The organism is Mesorhizobium sp. IMUNJ 23232, assembly GCF_044326205.1.
Classification (GTDB): Bacteria; Pseudomonadota; Alphaproteobacteria; order Rhizobiales; family Rhizobiaceae; genus Kumtagia.
The window spans coordinates 25,857-41,833 of the sequence record NZ_JBIRCY010000013.1 but is presented as its reverse complement, the minus strand read 5'-3'; the positions used below and the strand labels follow the sequence as shown (position 1 = coordinate 41,833).

Below are 15,977 nucleotides of genomic sequence, written 5' to 3'. Positions count from 1 at the left end.
CATGGCCAGTTCCTACACACAAGACAAGCGGAAAGGACAACTTGAAACCCCGCTTGGTGGAGACCGCCTGGCGCTGATTTCCTTCGAGGGCAAGGAGGGCCTTAGCCAACTGTTCGAATACCGCATCGAGGCCGTCAACAAGGAAGAGAACCTCCTCAGCTTCGACGACGCGATCGGCAAGCATTGCACGCTGACACTGACGACGGTCGACGACGACAAGCGGATCTTCGACGGCATGCTGGCCGAGGCGCGCTGGCTGGAGACGCGTGTCGAGGGAAACATCTACGAACTGATCCTGCGACCGTGGCTATGGATGCTGTCCAAGCGCGTCAACTCGCTGATCTTCCACGACAAGACGGCGCCGCAGATTATCGAGCAGGTGTTCGGCGAGCATGGCGGCCTCGCTGATTTCCAACCCTCTTTGTCGCGTGGCTATCCGACGCTGGAATACTGCGCGCAATATCGCGAGAGCGACATGGACTTCGTCTGCCGGCTCATGGAGGAGCACGGCATCAGCTATCATTTCAGGCACACCAACGGCGCCCACAAGCTGGTTATGGGCGACGGAAGTTCGGCCTACCTTCCTGTCCCGCGGGGGTCCCGCCCCTTCATCGCCGTCGACGCGCAGCACCGCCGCAACACCGAGCACATCGCGCTGTGGCGTCCCGAGCGCAAGTTCACGACCGGCAAGGTGGCGCTCAACGATTACGACTTCAAGAAGCCGTCGGCCAATATGAAGGCGGAAAAGACCGGCGACGCGAAATACGAGCACGGCACGCTCGAAAGCTACGTCTATCCCGGCCGTTACGTGGAGCAGTCGGACGGTAACGACTACGCCCAGGTGCAACTCGACCGCAACCGCGCCGAGGACAGCCATTTCCACGCCGAGGGCGATTGCGCCAGCCTCTATCCCGGCGCGCTGGTCAACCTCGTCGAGCATCCCGACGGCGCCCAGAACGAACAATATCTCGTGCTGCAGGCCTCTCACAGCTTTACAGGCGAGAGCTATCGCTCCGGTACGGGAAGCGGCGAACCCTACAAGGGCGTCTACGAGTTCATGCGCTCCGACCAGCCCTTCGCCCCGGCGGCGGTGACCGCGAAACCTTTCATCCGCGGGCCGCAGACGGCGAAAGTGGTCGGAGACGGTGAGATCGACTGCGACAAATACGGCCGTATCCTCGTGCGCTTCCATTGGGACCGCAAATCCGATGAGTCGCGGCGCGTCCGCGTCGCCCAGGTCTTCGCCGGCCAGAATTTCGGCGCGATCTTCACGCCGCGGGTCGGGCACGAGGTGCTGGTCGAGTTCCTCGAAGGCGATCCCGACCAGCCGATCGTCGTCGGCAGCGTGTACAATGCCGACAATATGCCGCCCTACGAGCTGCCCGGCAAAAAGAACATTTCCGGCTGGAAGACAAATTCGACCACGGGGGGTGGCGGCTACAACGAATTTGTCATGGACGATTCCGCGGGATCGGAACTCGTCACCTTCCATGGCCAGAAGGATCTCGATTCGACGATCGAGAACGACGAGAAACGGCTGGTCAAGAACGATCGCGAGACTACGATCAAGAACGACGACACCCTGGATGTCGGCAACGAGCTGAAGATAACGGCCAAGACCAAGATCACCATCACCTGCGGCAAGAGCGTCATCACGATGGATCCGATGTCCATCAAGATCGAATCGCCCAACGTCGAAATCACGACCAGCCTGCAGTTCAAGTCGAATTCGAAACTGTTGTCGCAGCACGAGGCCGGTGCGACAATGATCATCAACGGCACCATCGTGAAGATCAACTGAGCGAAGGTCCGGATAGATGAGCAGCCGCCTCCGCTTCAACACCGCTCGAGAACTTTTCGAGACGTTTCCAACCGTGGCCGAGGATATGGCGGCCACCCCGACCGAGCGCCCGTCCATCGAATATCTGCGCGACCTGGTCACCAGCCCGACGCCGGAGGACGCAGTCACCTTCTGCGCCTATCTGCTGCCGAGGCGGGTCGCCGTCTGGTGGGGCCACCAATGCCTGAAGAACCTGCCGGAAGGCTTGACCAGCCAGGACCCGGACCTGCTCGCCGCAGCGGAGGACTGGGTGCGTGAGCCCGAGGAGGACCGCCGTTACGCAGCACTTGACGCGGGAATGGCCGCTCCGGTGAAGACGCCGGGTGCCTGGATCGCGCTGGCCGCCGGCTGGAGCGGCGGATCGATGGCGCCGTCGGGCATGGCGCCCGTCGTGCCGCCGCCGTTCCTGACGGCGCGCGCCGTCAACGCTGCGATTCTGAGCGCGATTGCCCGCGTACCGCTGAAGCAGCGCGCGGTGGTGCTGGAGGCGTGCGTGTCGATGGGCATCCAGATGACGGAAAATTGAGTGCGGCTGCTCTTCGGGGCCGCGCCATTGCCGCCGTTTCGGGTGCAAGCTATTTCATTGCGCAGCGGTTGGGTTGGCCGATAGTCTCTGCCGCGTTGCGCATGGCGCGGAATTGAGGCATTTGCTGCGGTCTGATGACGATTACGCTTACGATCGACAGTGTCGATTCCCTGCCCGATGGCGGCCCGATCCGGTACCAGGCGCGCAATCGCGGTTTTGAGATCGGCCGCCAGCAGCATCTCGACTGGACGCTGCCGGACCCCAGCCGCTACATTTCCGGCCTGCATTGCGAGGTGCGGTTCGAGAAAGGCGGCTACTGGCTCTACGACGTGTCGCGCAACGGCACGTTCCTCAACGGCTCGACGGCGCGGATGAAGAGCCCGTACAGGCTGCAAACCGGCGACCGGCTGACGATCGGCAACTATATTGTCAGTGTTGAGCTCGAGGATGCCGGCGGTTCCTCCTTCGCGCCGGAACAGGACGCGTCCGACGATCCGTCGCAACGCGCGTTCTCCACGCCTTCGGACGATATCTGGGGGACAGGCGAGCCGGCACAGCCGCCCATCGACCGGCGTGAGCTGACGCCCGAGCCGCCGGGCCGCAGGCGCGCCGCGGATTTTTCCAACCAGTTCCTCGAGTTCCCGGATATGGTGCCACCGAGGACGCCGGAGCCGTCGCCACGCGGCGGCAATCCGTTCGCGGCGCCCGGCGCGCCGCCTGTTCCTGCTTATCCGCAATCGCCTTTCGGGGCCGGGCCGCCGCAGCCGGCGCCGGGTCCGGCGCCCGTCCATGTGCCGCCAGCCTTTCCGCCGCCGGCCGATGTGTCGGCGCCGCGTGCTAGGCCCGTGCCGGTCGCCGGCGAATCCTTTGCCTCCGGTCCACCGGCCCCCGCCGTCAATCCGGCCGCTGCGGTCAGTCCGGCGACGCCATTCGCCGTCCAGCCTTTCCCGCCACGCGTCGCCGCACCTACCGGCGACCAGCAGGCGCTTGCCCGGTTTCTGCAGGGCCTGGCGGCGGGGGCGGGGGTCGCGCCCGAAACCTTCGCCACGCGCGATCCGGGCGAGGTCGGCTACGAGGTCGGCGAGTTCCTGCGGGTGGCGGTCGAGCATCTGGCGCAATTGCTGCGCGCCCGCGCCGCCGCCAAGGCGATGACCAAGAGCGCCAGCCGCACCATGATCGGCGCCACCGACAACAATCCGCTGAAATTCATCCCGAGCGCGCCGGAGATCATCGACGTCATGTTCACGCGCCGGCGTCCGGGGTTCCTCGGCGCCAAGGCCAGCCTCGACGCCGGCTTCGCGGACTTGAAGAAGCACGAACTCGCGACCTATTCCGCCATGCAGAAGGCGCTGTCGCGGCTGCTCGACGATATTTCCCCAGAGGCGATTTCAGCAAAGGTCGGGAGTTCCGCCTTCTCTTCGAAGAAGAGCCGGTCGTGGGATCTGTTCGAGGAGCGGTGGGAGCAGAAGACCGGCCCGCATGAGAACGGCATGCTGGACGTGTTCCTGGCGTATTTCGCCGAGGCCTATGACGAGGCCAGCAAGAAAGGCTGACCTCGGTTGTGTCGGCGGCGAAGGTCGCTGCCCTGCGATGCCTACCGATACGGGTCTGCCGCGTCGCGCAGTCCGTCGCCCATGAAGTTGAAGGCGAGGATGACCAGGATCACCGGGATCATCGGGAACAGCAGCCACGGATAGAAGGCGATGACACTGACGCTGCGCGCCTCGGTGAGCAGGATGCCCCAGCTGGTGATCGGTGGCCTTAGGCCCAGGCCCAGGAAGGACAGGGCCGTCTCGCCCAGGATCATGCCGGGAATGGCGATGGTCGCCGAGGCGATCAGATGCGACATGAAGCCGGGTACGAGATGCCGGCCAATGATGCGGCTGGGTTTTGCTCCCATCAATTGCGCAGCAAGCACATAGTCTTCCTCACGCAGCGACAGGAGTTTCGAGCGTACGGCGCGCGCCAGTCCTGTCCAGTCGATCAGGCCGAGGATCAGCGTGATGCCGAAATAGATGACGATCGGACTCCATGTCACCGGCATGATCGCCGCCAACGCCATCCACAGCGGGATGCTCGGCAGCGATTGCAGCACCTCGATGATGCGCTGGACGATCAAGTCGAAGATGCCGCCGTGATAGCCCGCGAGCCCTCCGATGACGATGCCCAGCATGAAAGAGAAAGCGACGCCCAGAAGGCCGATGGTTAGCGAAATGCGCGCACCATAGATGATACGCGAGAGCACGTCTCGGCCCAGCCGGTCGGTGCCGAGCGCGAAGAATTGTCCGCCTTCGGCCGGGCAGACAAAATGGAAGCTGCCCGGAATGACGCCCCAGAACTTGTAGGGATCGCCCGAGCAGAAGAAGCGCAGCTTCTGTACGTCGGCGGGATTGTCGGCGTAGTTGCGCTTCAGCGTGTCCATGTCGAGCGTCATCGTGCGTCCGTAGACGAAAGGCCCGACGAAGCTTCCCTCATGGAACAGGCGCACGCGCTGTGGCGGTGCATAGATGAAGTCGACATTGCGGGTGTGCAGATTGTAGGGCGCCACAAACTCGCAGATGAGGATCATGAAATACAGGGCGGCGAGGAAGATCGCCGACCACAGCGCCAGCCTGTGGCGCTTGAACTTCCACCACATCAGCCGGAGCTGCGAGGCTTGATAGACCTTGGTCTGTTCCTCCGTCATCGCCTCGACCGAGAAGGGGTCGAAGGGCGCGGTGGAAACGAAATGCTCGAGAGGCGCGCCCGGCGCCGGCAATGAAGTTGTGGTCATTTCGTGCTCCCGCCCTGCAGCCTGATACGCGGGTCGAGCAGCGCGAGCGCGAGATCGGAGATGAGCACGCCGATCACCGTGAGGAAGGCGAGGAACATCAGGAAGGAGCCTGCAAGGTACATGTCCTGGCTTTGCAATGCCTTGATCAGCATCGGGCCCGTGGTCTCCAGCGAGAGCACGATCGCCGTGATTTCGGCACCCGAGATGATGGCCGGCAGAATGGAACCAATGTCGGAGATGAAGAAGTTCAGCGACATGCGCAGCGGATATTTGATCAGCGTCTTGAACGGATGCAGGCCCTTGGCGCGCGCCGTCATGACGTATTGCTTCTGGAGCTCGTCGAGCAGGTTGGCGCGCAGCCGCCGGATCATGCCTGCTGTGCCTGCTGTGCCCACGATGATCACCGGGATCCACAGATGTTCGAGGATCGACTTGGCCTTCGCCCAACTCATCGGCTGGCCGAGATATTGCTGGTCCATCAGATGGCCGATCGAGGTGCCGAACCAGATGTTGGCGAAATACATCAGGATGAGCGCCAGCATGAAGTTCGGTATGGCGATGCCGAGCAGCCCGAGGAAGGTCAGCCCGTAGTCGCCCCAGCTATATTGGTGGGTCGCGGAGTACATGCCGATCGGGAAGGCGATCAGCCAGGTGAAGATGATGGTGGTGAAGGAGACCAGTACGGTCAGCCACAGCCGTTCGCCGACCACGTCCGAAACCGGCAGCTCGTATTCGAACGAATAGCCGAAATCACCGGTCAGCATGCCGCCTACCCAATAGAAGTAACGGAGGATAGGCGGCTGGTCGAAGCCGTATTCGGCGCGCAGCGCGTTCAGCTTGTCCATGTCGACGCCTTCGCCCTGCGCGCGCAGTTCGGCGGCGTAACTCTCGAAATAATCGCCTGGCGGCAGTTCGATGATGGTGAACACCAGCGCTGAAATGATCAGCAGTGTCGGGATCATGATGGCGATGCGCCAGAAAATGTATCTCAGCACGATCAGGCTTCCTCGAGCCAAAAAGTATCAGGCTTGTAGATGCCGAGGTAAGAGGTCGGGTCGAAGCCGTAGAGGCCGTCATCGGGCAAATTGTGCAATCTGGCGGATCGCAGAATTGGCTGCAGCGTCTGATTGACCGTGCCGATCGAAAACAGATTGTCAGTGTATATCTTCAGCATCTGATCCCAGATGGCCGCGCGCTCGTTCGTGGTGCTGGAGGCTCTCCATTGTCCGAGCAGCCGCACAAGTTCCGCGGCCTCCGGCATATCTGGAGCCGTGCCCTGCTCGCCGCCGGTCACGTAGTAGACGCCCCAAAGCGGCCATTGCAGTTCGTCTTCCGCTGTTGGCGCCAACTGGTCGGGACTCATGTCGGCCGTTGCCACCCCATTGTCTATGCCAGACCACAGCGAAAGCATGATCTGGCCAGCAAGCGCACGACTCCTGAAGATGTCGCGCTGCGAGGTGCGGATGAACACCGCAAGCCCGATCTTCAGCCAATGGTCGGTGATGAGTTCGAGCACGTCGGTCTCCAGCGTGCTTTCGCCGGCCGTCTCGACGATAAGCTGTGCCGAACGACCGTCTGGCAGGATGCGGATTCCGTCGTCGTCGCGCTGGTCAAGTCCCATCTCGTCGAGCAAGGCGTTCGCCTTGTCCGGGTCGAAGCCTGCCCAGGCCTGGGCAAATTCAGGCCTATAGAGGGCGCTTACCGGAAGCAGCGTATCTGAGCTCTCCTTGGCCAACCCGAAAAAGCAGGCCATGTTGATTTCATACCGGTTGATTGCTACCGACAGCGCCCTGCGGAAGCGAACGTCGCGCAGGATCTTGCGCCACACCTCGTCTCCGTAGTTGAGGTTCGGCAGGATCGCGAAACGCGAACCCTGGATCTTCTTCCAGAGGGTGACCTTGACCGGGTAGCGGCTCTCGGCGTCCTTGAGGAATGTGTAGTCGGCGAAGTCGATGCCGGTCGCCTGCAGGTCGCTTTCGCCCGCGCCGGTTTTGGCCGGCACGATCGCCGACGAGCTGATGTTCAGGACGAACTTGTCGATATAGGGAAGCTGCTGGCCGTTCTCGTCGACGCGATGGTAGTAGGGATTGCGCTCGAACACGAACTGCTCCGCAGGCGGCTGGGTCGTGTTGACCCATGGGTCGAGCATCGGCAGTTCCGGATTTTCCGGCCTGTAGGTACGCGACATCTTGATGTGCAGGCCGCTCCACTTCTTGGCCTTGTTCTTCTTCATCAGATCCTTGAGCGCATCCTCGGTCTGGTATTTCTTGTGGAACTGCTTGAGATAGTGGGCCGGGAGTGCCAAGGTGAGCGGTTGCGGCGCCGCCAGGTTCGGAAGGAAATCCGGATTAGGTGCGTTCCATGAATAGCGGATGGTCAAGGGGTCGACGATCTCGAATGTTGGCCCCTTGCCGTCGACGCGCATGGCGATCGGCACGCCGCCCGGCGTCAGGTCTTCGTTGTTGATGACGTCTTCCCAGCAATAGCGGAAATCTTCCGTCGACAGCGGCGTGCCGTCCGACCATTTGTGGCCGTCGCGCAGCTTGAAGGTGAAGATGCGCTCTTCGGTTATCTCGTAGCTTTCGAGGATGTCGGCCTCGAACTCCAGCTTGAGATTGTAACCGATCATTCGTGTGTAGCCGTAGATCGTCATCAGGCGGATGTCGCGTTGACCGCTGATGATGGTACGGATCGTGCCGCCATGGCGTCCCGGCAGACCACCAAGCGCGACGACATTGATGACGCGCGGCGTCTTTGGCAGCCGGTCGGCCAGCTTCGGCAGAGTGCCGGCGTCGACCGGTTCTTTCAACGCTTCCGGCTCGATGCCGGCGGCGCGTAGCGTACCAGGCACGAGTGCCGTGGCGAAAAGCCCAAGGGCGGTACGGCGTGTCAGCATCACACGAGCTCCCTCGCATCGACCGAGCCGCGCGCCAGCACGAAATGTCCGCCGCCGAGATCGGTCGGCGAAAGCGCGCCCTCGCCCCCATCGTATCGGAACTGTGGCCCCCACGCGGTCTGGTCGGTGGCGCCAGCGATATGCAGCGTCTCGAAATCCAGCGGGCGGTCGAGGTCCGGAAACGGCACCGCCGCCAACAGCGATCGGGTGTAGGGATGGATCGGATTCTCCATCAACTCTTCGCAAGGCGCCAGTTCGACGATGCGGCCGGCGCACATCACGGCTATACGGTCGGCCATGTAGTCGACCACCGCGAGGTTGTGCGAGATGAACAGGTAGGTGAGTCCGAGTTCCTTCTGCAGATCCTTCAACAGGTTGAGGATCTGCGCCTGCACCGAAACGTCGAGCGCCGAGACGGGCTCGTCGCAAATCAGCAGCTCCGGTCCCAGCGCCAACGCACGGGCGATGCCGATGCGCTGCCGCTGACCGCCGGAGAAACTATGCGGGTAGCGGTTGAGCGCCCTCTCGTCGAGGCCGATCGCCTTCAGCAGCGCGGTCACCTTCTGCAAACGGGATGCGGCGTCGCCGCGATTGTGGATTTCCAGCGGCTCGCTCAAAATGTTCTGCACCGTCATGCGCGGCGACAGCGATGAGACCGGATCCTGGAACACCATCTGGATCTTGGTGCGCATGGTGCGTAGCGCCTCGCCTTCGGCCTGGAGCAGGTCGAGCGGGCCATCGGCGCTGTTGAACATGATCGAGCCGGAGTCGGGCGTGACCGCCCGCATCAGGATCTTGCTGACCGTGGTCTTGCCGCAGCCGCTCTCGCCGACCAGGCCGAGGCATTCGCCGCGCTTGATGTCGAAGCTTACGCCATCGACGGCGCGAACGGGTTTTTCGACCCCCTTGCCGAACCAGCCGGACTTGCGGGTCGTGTAGGACTTGATGAGATCGCGCGCCGACAGCAGGACCTCCGGCTTGCCTTCCTGCGCAGGCTTCTTCTTGGCGCCGATCAGGTTCTCGACATTGACCGGCACCTCGCGCAGCGCCTTCAGCCGTTCGCCGGGCTTCATGTCGAAATGCGGCACCGCCGCCATCAGCCCCTTGAGATAGGGGTGGGTCGGGCGGCGGAAGATGTCCTGAACCGTGCCCGCTTCCATGATCTCGCCGTGGTAGATGACCACCACTTCATCTGCGACGTTGGCAACCACGCCGAGGTCGTGGGTGATCAGCAGCATCGCCATGTCGAGGCGTTCCTGCAGATCGCGCAGCAGGTGCAGGATCTGCGCCTGGATCGTCACGTCCAGCGCGGTCGTCGGCTCGTCGGCGATCAGCAGGGCAGGGCGGCAGAGCAGGGCCATGGCGATCATGGCGCGCTGCCGCAATCCGCCCGAAAGCTCGAACGGATACATGGTGTAGGCACGGGCCGGGTTCGGGAAACCGACAAGGCCCAGCATCTCTATGGTGCGCTCCTTGATCTCGGCCGAGTCAAGGTCGGAATGGATGTGGAGCGTTTCGTCGATCTGGTTGCCGATCGTGTGGAGCGGCGACAGCGAGGTCATCGGCTCCTGAAAAATCTTGCCGATGCGGCTGCCGCGCAACTCACGGATTTCCTTTCCGTCGCGTTCGAGCTGCAGGATGTCGGTGGATTTGCCGGTCTTGGGATCGTTGAACAGGATCGAGCCGCGCACCCGCGCCGTGTTCGGCAGGATGCCCATCACTGCCTGGCTGATCACCGACTTGCCCGAGCCGGATTCGCCGACCAGCGCCGTCACCTTGCCCGGCAGGACGCGGAAACTTGCGTTGCGCACGGCATGCACGGGGCCGCCAACAATGGCGAACGAAATCCCCAGGTTCTCGATCCTGAGAAGATCGTTTCCCGAATTCTTGGCAGTCCCATTCATCTTATCGCAACCGCTCCCCACTGCCGTCACGTTGTCCCCTGATGCGACACTAGCCGACAGTAAATGAACTGCATAGGCCATGTGGATAGTTTGGGTGAAGCGTGGTGCCTCGCCGCTCGACTACCGCACGAATGGTGACAGCTTCTTGAAAAATCAAACCTTGATCCACGGATAACGCGCGGTGTCCTTACCCGCATAGTCCGGGTCGAGATAGATGAAGCAGCGCTGGATTTTCCAGTCGCGGATCTCGAACACGTCGCACCAGCGTCCGGCCTGCCATTCGGGCAGTCCGGCGCGCCACGTTCCGTCCTGGTGTTCGCCATGGCTGGTGCCCTCGCAGACGAGCAGGTCGCCGCCCGAGAATATCCAGTTGAAATGCGAATAGTGGTGGACGATCGACTTCAGCGTGCCGCCGACATCCCCGAACATCTGACCGATCTGCTCCCTGCCGTTGGCCAGGCCCCATTTCGGGAAATAGACCTGCGCATCCTCGGCGAAGAGGTCGAGGATCGACCCGCCGGTCGAGGTCACGCCGCCATTGTCGAAGGCTTTCAGATATTCGATCGCAACGGATTTTCGCTGCTCGTCCGTCATCGTCTGGGTGGTCAATGCCATGCTTCTCCTCCCTGGAATTTATTCTTCTGCAAGCTCCGCTTGTCTGCCGATTTCGCGTCGGGCTACACAATTGCCGGCGCGCAGCCGATGCCGACTTCCTCCATGTCGACCCCACCGCCGGGACGCGATGTCTCGACCGTAGCGATACGGGGCCGATGCGCCTCTTCTGTCAAGAGCGGGACGTTCAGCGGTTTTTGTTATCACGCCCCTGGGTTATGATGGGTTGCAGGCTTGAGATGCCCGCAGTTCCCAAGTCGGCCAGACGAAAGGAACATGACGAAGGGACATCATGTCAACGAGCACGACAATCAAGGACGTCCTGAACGAACTCGCCGCACTCGAAGATCCGAAAATGCGCGAAGCCAATGAACGGCGTGGTGACGATCATGGCGTCAACCTCAGCCATCTTCGCGCTCTCGCCAAGCGGCTGAGGACGCGGCACGAACTCGCGCTTCAGCTATGGGCGACAGGCAATACCGCCGCGCGCCTTCTCTCGACCCTGGTGTGCAAGCCGAAAGCCTGCTCCGCAGCCGAGCTCGACGCGATGATCCGCGACATCCGCTCTCCTAAGCTGCTCGACTGGTTTGTCGTGAACGTGGTGAAACCCGGCCGCCACGCCGAGGAATTGCGTCTGCGCTGGAAGGACGGTGATGACCTCGTCGGCCGCGCCGGCTGGAGCCTAACCACCGACAGGATCGTCAAGAACGCCGGGGGCCTCGATCTCAGCGCGCTGCTCGACCAAATCGAGACGGAGATGAAACAGGCGCCCGACTACAAACAGTGGGCGATGAACCATTGCCTTGCGGAGATCGGCATTCATCACCCGGAATATCGCAAGCGGGCGATCGGGATCGGCAAGCGGCTTGCCGTCCTCATCGACTATCCGGCATCGCCTGGCTGCACGCCACCCTACGCCTCGCTCTGGATCACGGAGATGGTTCGCCGGCGCAAGGAGGCGCCGGCTCGATGAAAATACCTCCCGCGAGGTCGCGGGCAGGCGATAGGTCGATTTCCCGAAGGCGACGTTCGCGGGCTTAAAGCGCCGGGCAGTTTCCATCGGCCAGCACGTCGGCGCAATTCGGCGAGCGGCGGAAATCGTCGTAATAGAGCGTCCACTCGGTCGTGTGTGCGGCGCGGTAGGGGCCGAACTTGAAATACTGGTTTTCGCCGAGCCCCTTGTCGGCGTGGCCGATATGACCCTTCACGGTGACGACCGGCTTGCCGTTGGCGAAAATTTCGATGTGGCCGGAGCCGTCCGGGCCGGGTTTGGTGTAGATGGCGAAGTCGATCCAGCCGGAGTCGGCGGTGGGCAATTTGTTGCCGTGATCGATCACCTGGATGGCGTCAGTGCAAGCGGCATAGATGGCGCCGTCCTGGGCCGTCCAGCCCGCCTGGGTCGCCACCAGCGCCCGCATCTGGTTGGTCTCCGGCCTGAGCCAGACCGGTGTCGATCCGGACCCGCATGCTCCTGCAGAACCGTTCGAGGCCGGCTGCACCATTGGCTTGATGTAGTTGGTCTCGACGGTGGCGAAGAGTTTTCCGTTGCGTAGGCGGATCGCCAGGAACGGGCTGAAATCGCCTTCTGCGCCGGCGTCGATCTCGCGTTTCCATTGGGCGATCAGATAGCGATGGTCGTCCTGCGGGATCGGGTCGGCGAATTTCACCGCGAAGCCGTACCAGACGCCCTCATTGTAGGGCACGCGCAGTTCGGTCTTCTCCCAGATCTCGGCGCGCTCGCTGCAGCCATCACTGGCCGCCCCACACAGCGGCTTGATGCTGAGTTTCAGCGCGCCTTCGCCGCTGCGCTTGATCTCGCTCTGGAATTCCACCTTGCCGGCGCTCTGCTCGTAGTTCTCGCGATAGTAGAGACCGCCGCTTTCGGCGAAGTCCGGCCCATCGAGACTATCGTGCAAGGTGACCGATCCGGGCTCGGCGGCGACGGGTGCTGCCAGCAAGAGCGTCGCCGCGAAAGTCGCCATCCGGATCGATCCAATTTTCACTGCACGGCCTTTCCATTGCCGGAATCCATGCCGGCGCCCCCGTCGTTGCGCAGCAGCAGCATCAACTGCTCGGCATCCGACACGCCGTCATAGCTGATTTCGAACGTGCCGTCGTCATCCTGCTCGCTGATGTCGGTGGCATCTGGATGCAGGATGGTTAATTTCTCCTTGACGCCGCGTAGCTTCTCCCTGCCGAGTGTGATCCAGCCGCCGCCGCAATAGGTTGCGAAGTCCTGGCTGGCAATGACGTTCTGCGGATATTTCTTGGTGAGTGTCTGCAGCCGCTGCACCTCGTTGACCGCCGAGCCGAAAGCCGAGAAGGTCAGCCGGTCGTTGAGGCCGACATTGCCGAACATGACGTTGCCGACATGCAGCCCGATGCCGTAGCCGATCTCGGACAGGCCTTGGCGCTTGCGGTTTTCGTTGAGCACGCTCATCCGCGCCGTTGCCTTGAAGGCGGCCCCGAGTGCTGCCCGGCAGGCGATCTCCGACGGTTCGCGGTGCCTGTCGCAAGGATAGACCGCGATGAAGCCGTCGCCGAGGAAACTCAATATCTGGCCGCCGCGCCGGTTGAAGGGTGCGGCGATCGCGTCGAAGAACTGGTTCAACGTGTCGATATAGGCTTCGCGCCCTTCCTGTTCGGCGAGCATGGTCGAACCACGCATGTCGGCCATCACCAGCGCGGCGCGGATCGTGTCGCCCTGGCCGCGCCTGATGTTGCCGCTGAGCACACGCTTTCCCGCGTCGTTGCCGAGATAGGTGGTCAGCATGTTGTCGGCGAGGCGGTTGAGCACCGCCATCTTGGCGGCCACCGCCAAATGGTTCTGGACGCGCAGCAGCGCCGCGATCATGCCTTCAGTGAAACCCGACGGGGCGTCTGTCGACCAGGAGCCCATCATGCCCTGGTCCTTGCCCGCGTTGAAAAGGTGACGGAAAGCCATGTAGTCGGTGATGCCGAGTTCCTTCAGGTCGTCAAAGATCGGGAATTCGGACGGGCCGGAATAGTCGATGCGGCGGCGTAGGTGGTCGAGCTTGTTGGTGAGCAGGTGGTAATAGGGGCTGCGCGTGAAACGGTCGGAACTCTGCCCGGGTTTCTGCCGAAAACCCTCGACGCGCATACCGGAGCCGCGCTCCCAGGTGAAGCCGAGCGCGTCGTAAAGCGGATGCAGCATCGAGAAGGACAGATGGACGCGGGCGATCGGCATGCCCGCCGCCGCCAATCTCTCGCAGAAGCCGCGGACCATCGTTTCGAGATCGTCGCCCGCCAGCGACGAATGGGTTAGCCAGTCCGCGACCTTGTCCATCAGGATCGTGGAAATTTCGGGGGACACAGCGTTTGTCATCCGGATTCTCCGGGTTATCGTTTCGGTTCGAAAAGGAAATCAGCGCCCCGTGGGGTGGAGCGGAAGACGATTCCGAAGACTATATAGGTGGCTAGGTTCGGGTATTTAACCAGCCAAGGACCGGAAAAACACTCGCCGAACTTGCGGCCGATCCGCCAGGTTGCAAGCGCCGTCCGCAGCCGGCGCATCAAGCGGTTGCCGCCGAGACTTTTCTCGTAAAGCTGCGGATGGACTGCCATGTGAACGGCCCGAACCGGAAAATCCTTCAGCCGGGCCAGTTGGTCGGCCATCGCATATTCATAGCCTTCGATATCGATCTTGACGAAGGCTGGTGAGCCGGAGGCATGGCGCATGATCTCGTCGAGGCTGATGCCGGGAGACGCCGCGCACTCGCCGTTGCCGATGTCGAGCACGCTGGTCTCCGAACTGCCGAAGCCGTCGACAGCATGGATGGCAACCGAAGGCTGGTCCGACAGCGCCCCTTGGAGCACTGTGACATCCGGATTGCCGGCCGCCAGGCTTTCGAGGATCGCTATGCATTTCGGGTCCGGATCGACGGCGACCGCCGATTTGGCGATCTGTGCGGCGAAGAAGGTCGTTACCCCGATCCAGGCGCCGATATCGATCATCACCGTGTCGCGGTCGAGATACCGCGACAAGACCTTGAGGGTTCGAGGCTCCCAAAGCCCCGCCGACAGCTTTTTGTAGAATTTCCGGTATTCGGGCAGGTCGGCGAGAAGCACGGTGTGTCCGGCATAGGTGATGCCGACGGTTTTCAAATCCGCGACACGAGGACAATCATTCATGAACGTTTAGCCTCGCCGGCCGCCCAAGCGCTTTTGAAGTCTCCGATGCTTTCATGCCGCCGCCTTTGCCTTGAGGCTTGCTGCCGCCATCGCGTAGCCGCCCGCGGCGCCGTCGACGAAATGGATATGATCGTGCTCCATCGGTGTCACGACGATGCAGGTCATCAGCGCCGAGTTCTGGCGATGCAGGCCGTAGCGGCAGACGCCAGCCTGTTCGGCCCGCTTCAGCCGCTCCTCGACCCGGCGGAAGCGCGTCTCGTCGAGGTCGACGGTCATCTTGAGCCCGTCGTCGAATTTTCGGAAATCCGAGTTTTCCGACACTTCTTGAACATAGCGCCTGGCGTTGAACCGCCCGAGGTCCCACCCGGTGGCATAAAGCACCTTGATCAGCGCCATCTGTCCGAGGATTACGAGCTTCGGCCAGAGCCGCTTGCCCTTCGGCGCCATCGCCCTGGCTTCCGCTTCCAGCCCTTTCGGCGGAAAGCTGAAGCTCAGCGCGTCCGTCGTTGCCGGGTGCCCCGCGTCTTCCTCCTCGCCGACGATCGCGACGACGTCGGTGACCAGTCTCTGGAATTCGGGCATGCTGCCGCCGGCCGCCGGCACGGCGATGATCGAGACGATGTCGCCGCGCCGCGCCTCGATCGGGTTCCAGCGGCAGGACAACCCGGTCAGGTCCGGCCGCGTGCCGCTCGGAGCCGCGGGAACGGCAAAACGGCCCGCCTTCATCTCCGCTTCTGCCCAGCTCGTACCGCCGCCAAGGAACATGGCATAGGAGACGTTCTCGCTGGCGCGGAACATGGCGACGCGGACGTCGAGGCCGCGTTGACGGATTTCCTTCATCGGCACAAGAGCGGCCCGCAAGGTGAGGTCGAGCTCGTCGGCCACCCATGCCTGGGTCGCGGCCAGTGCCGTTTTCGCCGCGGCGATCGCGTGGTCCGGAAACGCCACCACGGCTCCGTCGCCGCCGAACACGAAGGGCAGGTCGTGGCGGCCGATCGCGTTGAGCAGTGCCGAGATGGCGCTGGCGCCGGCCATGTTCACCGATTTGTAGCGGCCGGCCTGGATGGCTTTGGTCGAGCCGACGATATCCGTGGTTGCCAGAGCCCAGTCGTCGGGAAGCGGACGGTAGTTCTCCGCGTCCACCACGCCTTCGAACTTGGAGAAGGCCGGAATGCTGGCGAAGAACGGGTCGTTGAAACTGAGACTGCTGTCCATCGGCGTTTCCTAGCATATTTCCTTTTATATGGGGTCGAACCGCGTGTCCGTCCTGGCCA

General features: G+C 62.5%; 13 protein-coding genes. 4 read left to right on the top strand and 9 right to left on the bottom strand.

The genetic code is table 11. The features are described 5' to 3' along the window. Position 1 precedes the first annotated feature (1 nt). The 3 genes from ACH196_RS12005 (at position 2) to tagH (ending at position 3,919) form a co-directional block, all read left to right on the top strand. The gene (locus tag ACH196_RS12005; protein WP_396647131.1) at positions 2 to 1,801 is read left to right on the top strand and encodes a type VI secretion system Vgr family protein; all 1,800 of its coding nucleotides are present in this window, start codon (positions 2 to 4) and stop codon (positions 1,799 to 1,801) included. A gap of 16 nt (positions 1,802 to 1,817) precedes the next feature. Continuing rightward, on the top strand, positions 1,818 to 2,366 hold the full coding sequence (locus ACH196_RS12000) for a DUF6931 family protein (protein WP_396647130.1): 549 nt from the start codon (positions 1,818 to 1,820) through the stop codon (positions 2,364 to 2,366). Positions 2,367 to 2,500: 134 nt separating this feature from the next. After that, on the top strand, positions 2,501 to 3,919 hold the full coding sequence (gene tagH, locus ACH196_RS11995; protein WP_396647129.1) for a type VI secretion system-associated FHA domain protein TagH: 1,419 nt from the start codon (positions 2,501 to 2,503) through the stop codon (positions 3,917 to 3,919). A 41-nt stretch (positions 3,920 to 3,960) separates the two neighbouring features. Here tagH and ACH196_RS11990 read toward each other — a convergent pair whose 3' ends face one another. The 5 genes from ACH196_RS11990 to ACH196_RS11970 form a co-directional block, all read right to left on the bottom strand. Next, complete coding sequence (locus tag ACH196_RS11990) at positions 3,961 to 5,139, bottom strand: ABC transporter permease (protein ID WP_396647128.1); 1,179 nt, start codon at positions 5,137 to 5,139, stop codon at positions 3,961 to 3,963. Continuing rightward, positions 5,136 to 6,134 (bottom strand): ABC transporter permease, encoded by a 999-nt coding sequence (locus ACH196_RS11985; RefSeq protein WP_396647127.1) that lies wholly within the window; start codon positions 6,132 to 6,134, stop codon positions 5,136 to 5,138. The genes ACH196_RS11990 and ACH196_RS11985 overlap by 4 nt, the downstream gene beginning before the upstream one ends. Positions 6,135 to 6,136: 2 nt before the next feature. Beyond that, positions 6,137 to 8,035, bottom strand: coding sequence for an ABC transporter substrate-binding protein (locus ACH196_RS11980; RefSeq protein WP_396647126.1), 1,899 nt, complete (start codon positions 8,033 to 8,035; stop codon positions 6,137 to 6,139). Continuing rightward, positions 8,035 to 9,939, bottom strand: a complete 1,905-nt coding sequence (locus ACH196_RS11975) for an ABC transporter ATP-binding protein (protein WP_396647125.1) — start codon at positions 9,937 to 9,939, stop codon at positions 8,035 to 8,037. The genes ACH196_RS11980 and ACH196_RS11975 overlap by 1 nt, the downstream gene beginning before the upstream one ends. Before the next feature lie 153 nt (positions 9,940 to 10,092). Continuing rightward, positions 10,093 to 10,554, bottom strand: a complete 462-nt coding sequence (locus ACH196_RS11970) for a nuclear transport factor 2 family protein (RefSeq protein WP_396647124.1) — start codon at positions 10,552 to 10,554, stop codon at positions 10,093 to 10,095. 289 nt (positions 10,555 to 10,843) lie between these two features. Between ACH196_RS11970 and ACH196_RS11965 the strand changes: the two genes are divergently transcribed. Then, entirely contained in the window at positions 10,844 to 11,524 is a 681-nt protein-coding gene (locus tag ACH196_RS11965; RefSeq protein WP_396647123.1) for a DNA alkylation repair protein, read from the top strand. Between the two features lie 64 nt (positions 11,525 to 11,588). Here the strand turns inward: ACH196_RS11965 and ACH196_RS11960 are convergent, their stop codons facing one another. From ACH196_RS11960 to ACH196_RS11945, 4 genes are read right to left on the bottom strand one after another with little or no spacing between them, the layout of a single operon-like run. Beyond that, a complete protein-coding gene (locus ACH196_RS11960; RefSeq protein ID WP_396647122.1) occupies positions 11,589 to 12,533 on the bottom strand; it encodes a polysaccharide lyase in 945 nt (314 codons plus the stop codon). A gap of 17 nt (positions 12,534 to 12,550) precedes the next feature. Beyond that, positions 12,551 to 13,897, bottom strand: a complete 1,347-nt coding sequence (locus ACH196_RS11955) for an adenylate/guanylate cyclase domain-containing protein (protein WP_396647121.1) — start codon at positions 13,895 to 13,897, stop codon at positions 12,551 to 12,553. A gap of 14 nt (positions 13,898 to 13,911) precedes the next feature. Then, on the bottom strand, positions 13,912 to 14,703 hold the full coding sequence (locus ACH196_RS11950) for an FkbM family methyltransferase (protein ID WP_396647120.1): 792 nt from the start codon (positions 14,701 to 14,703) through the stop codon (positions 13,912 to 13,914). A gap of 51 nt (positions 14,704 to 14,754) precedes the next feature. Beyond that, positions 14,755 to 15,918 carry a DUF3095 domain-containing protein gene (locus ACH196_RS11945; RefSeq protein ID WP_396647119.1) on the bottom strand — a complete coding sequence of 388 codons (1,164 nt, stop codon included), beginning with the start codon at positions 15,916 to 15,918 and terminating at the stop codon, positions 14,755 to 14,757. Between the last annotated feature and the right edge of the window lie 59 nt (positions 15,919 to 15,977).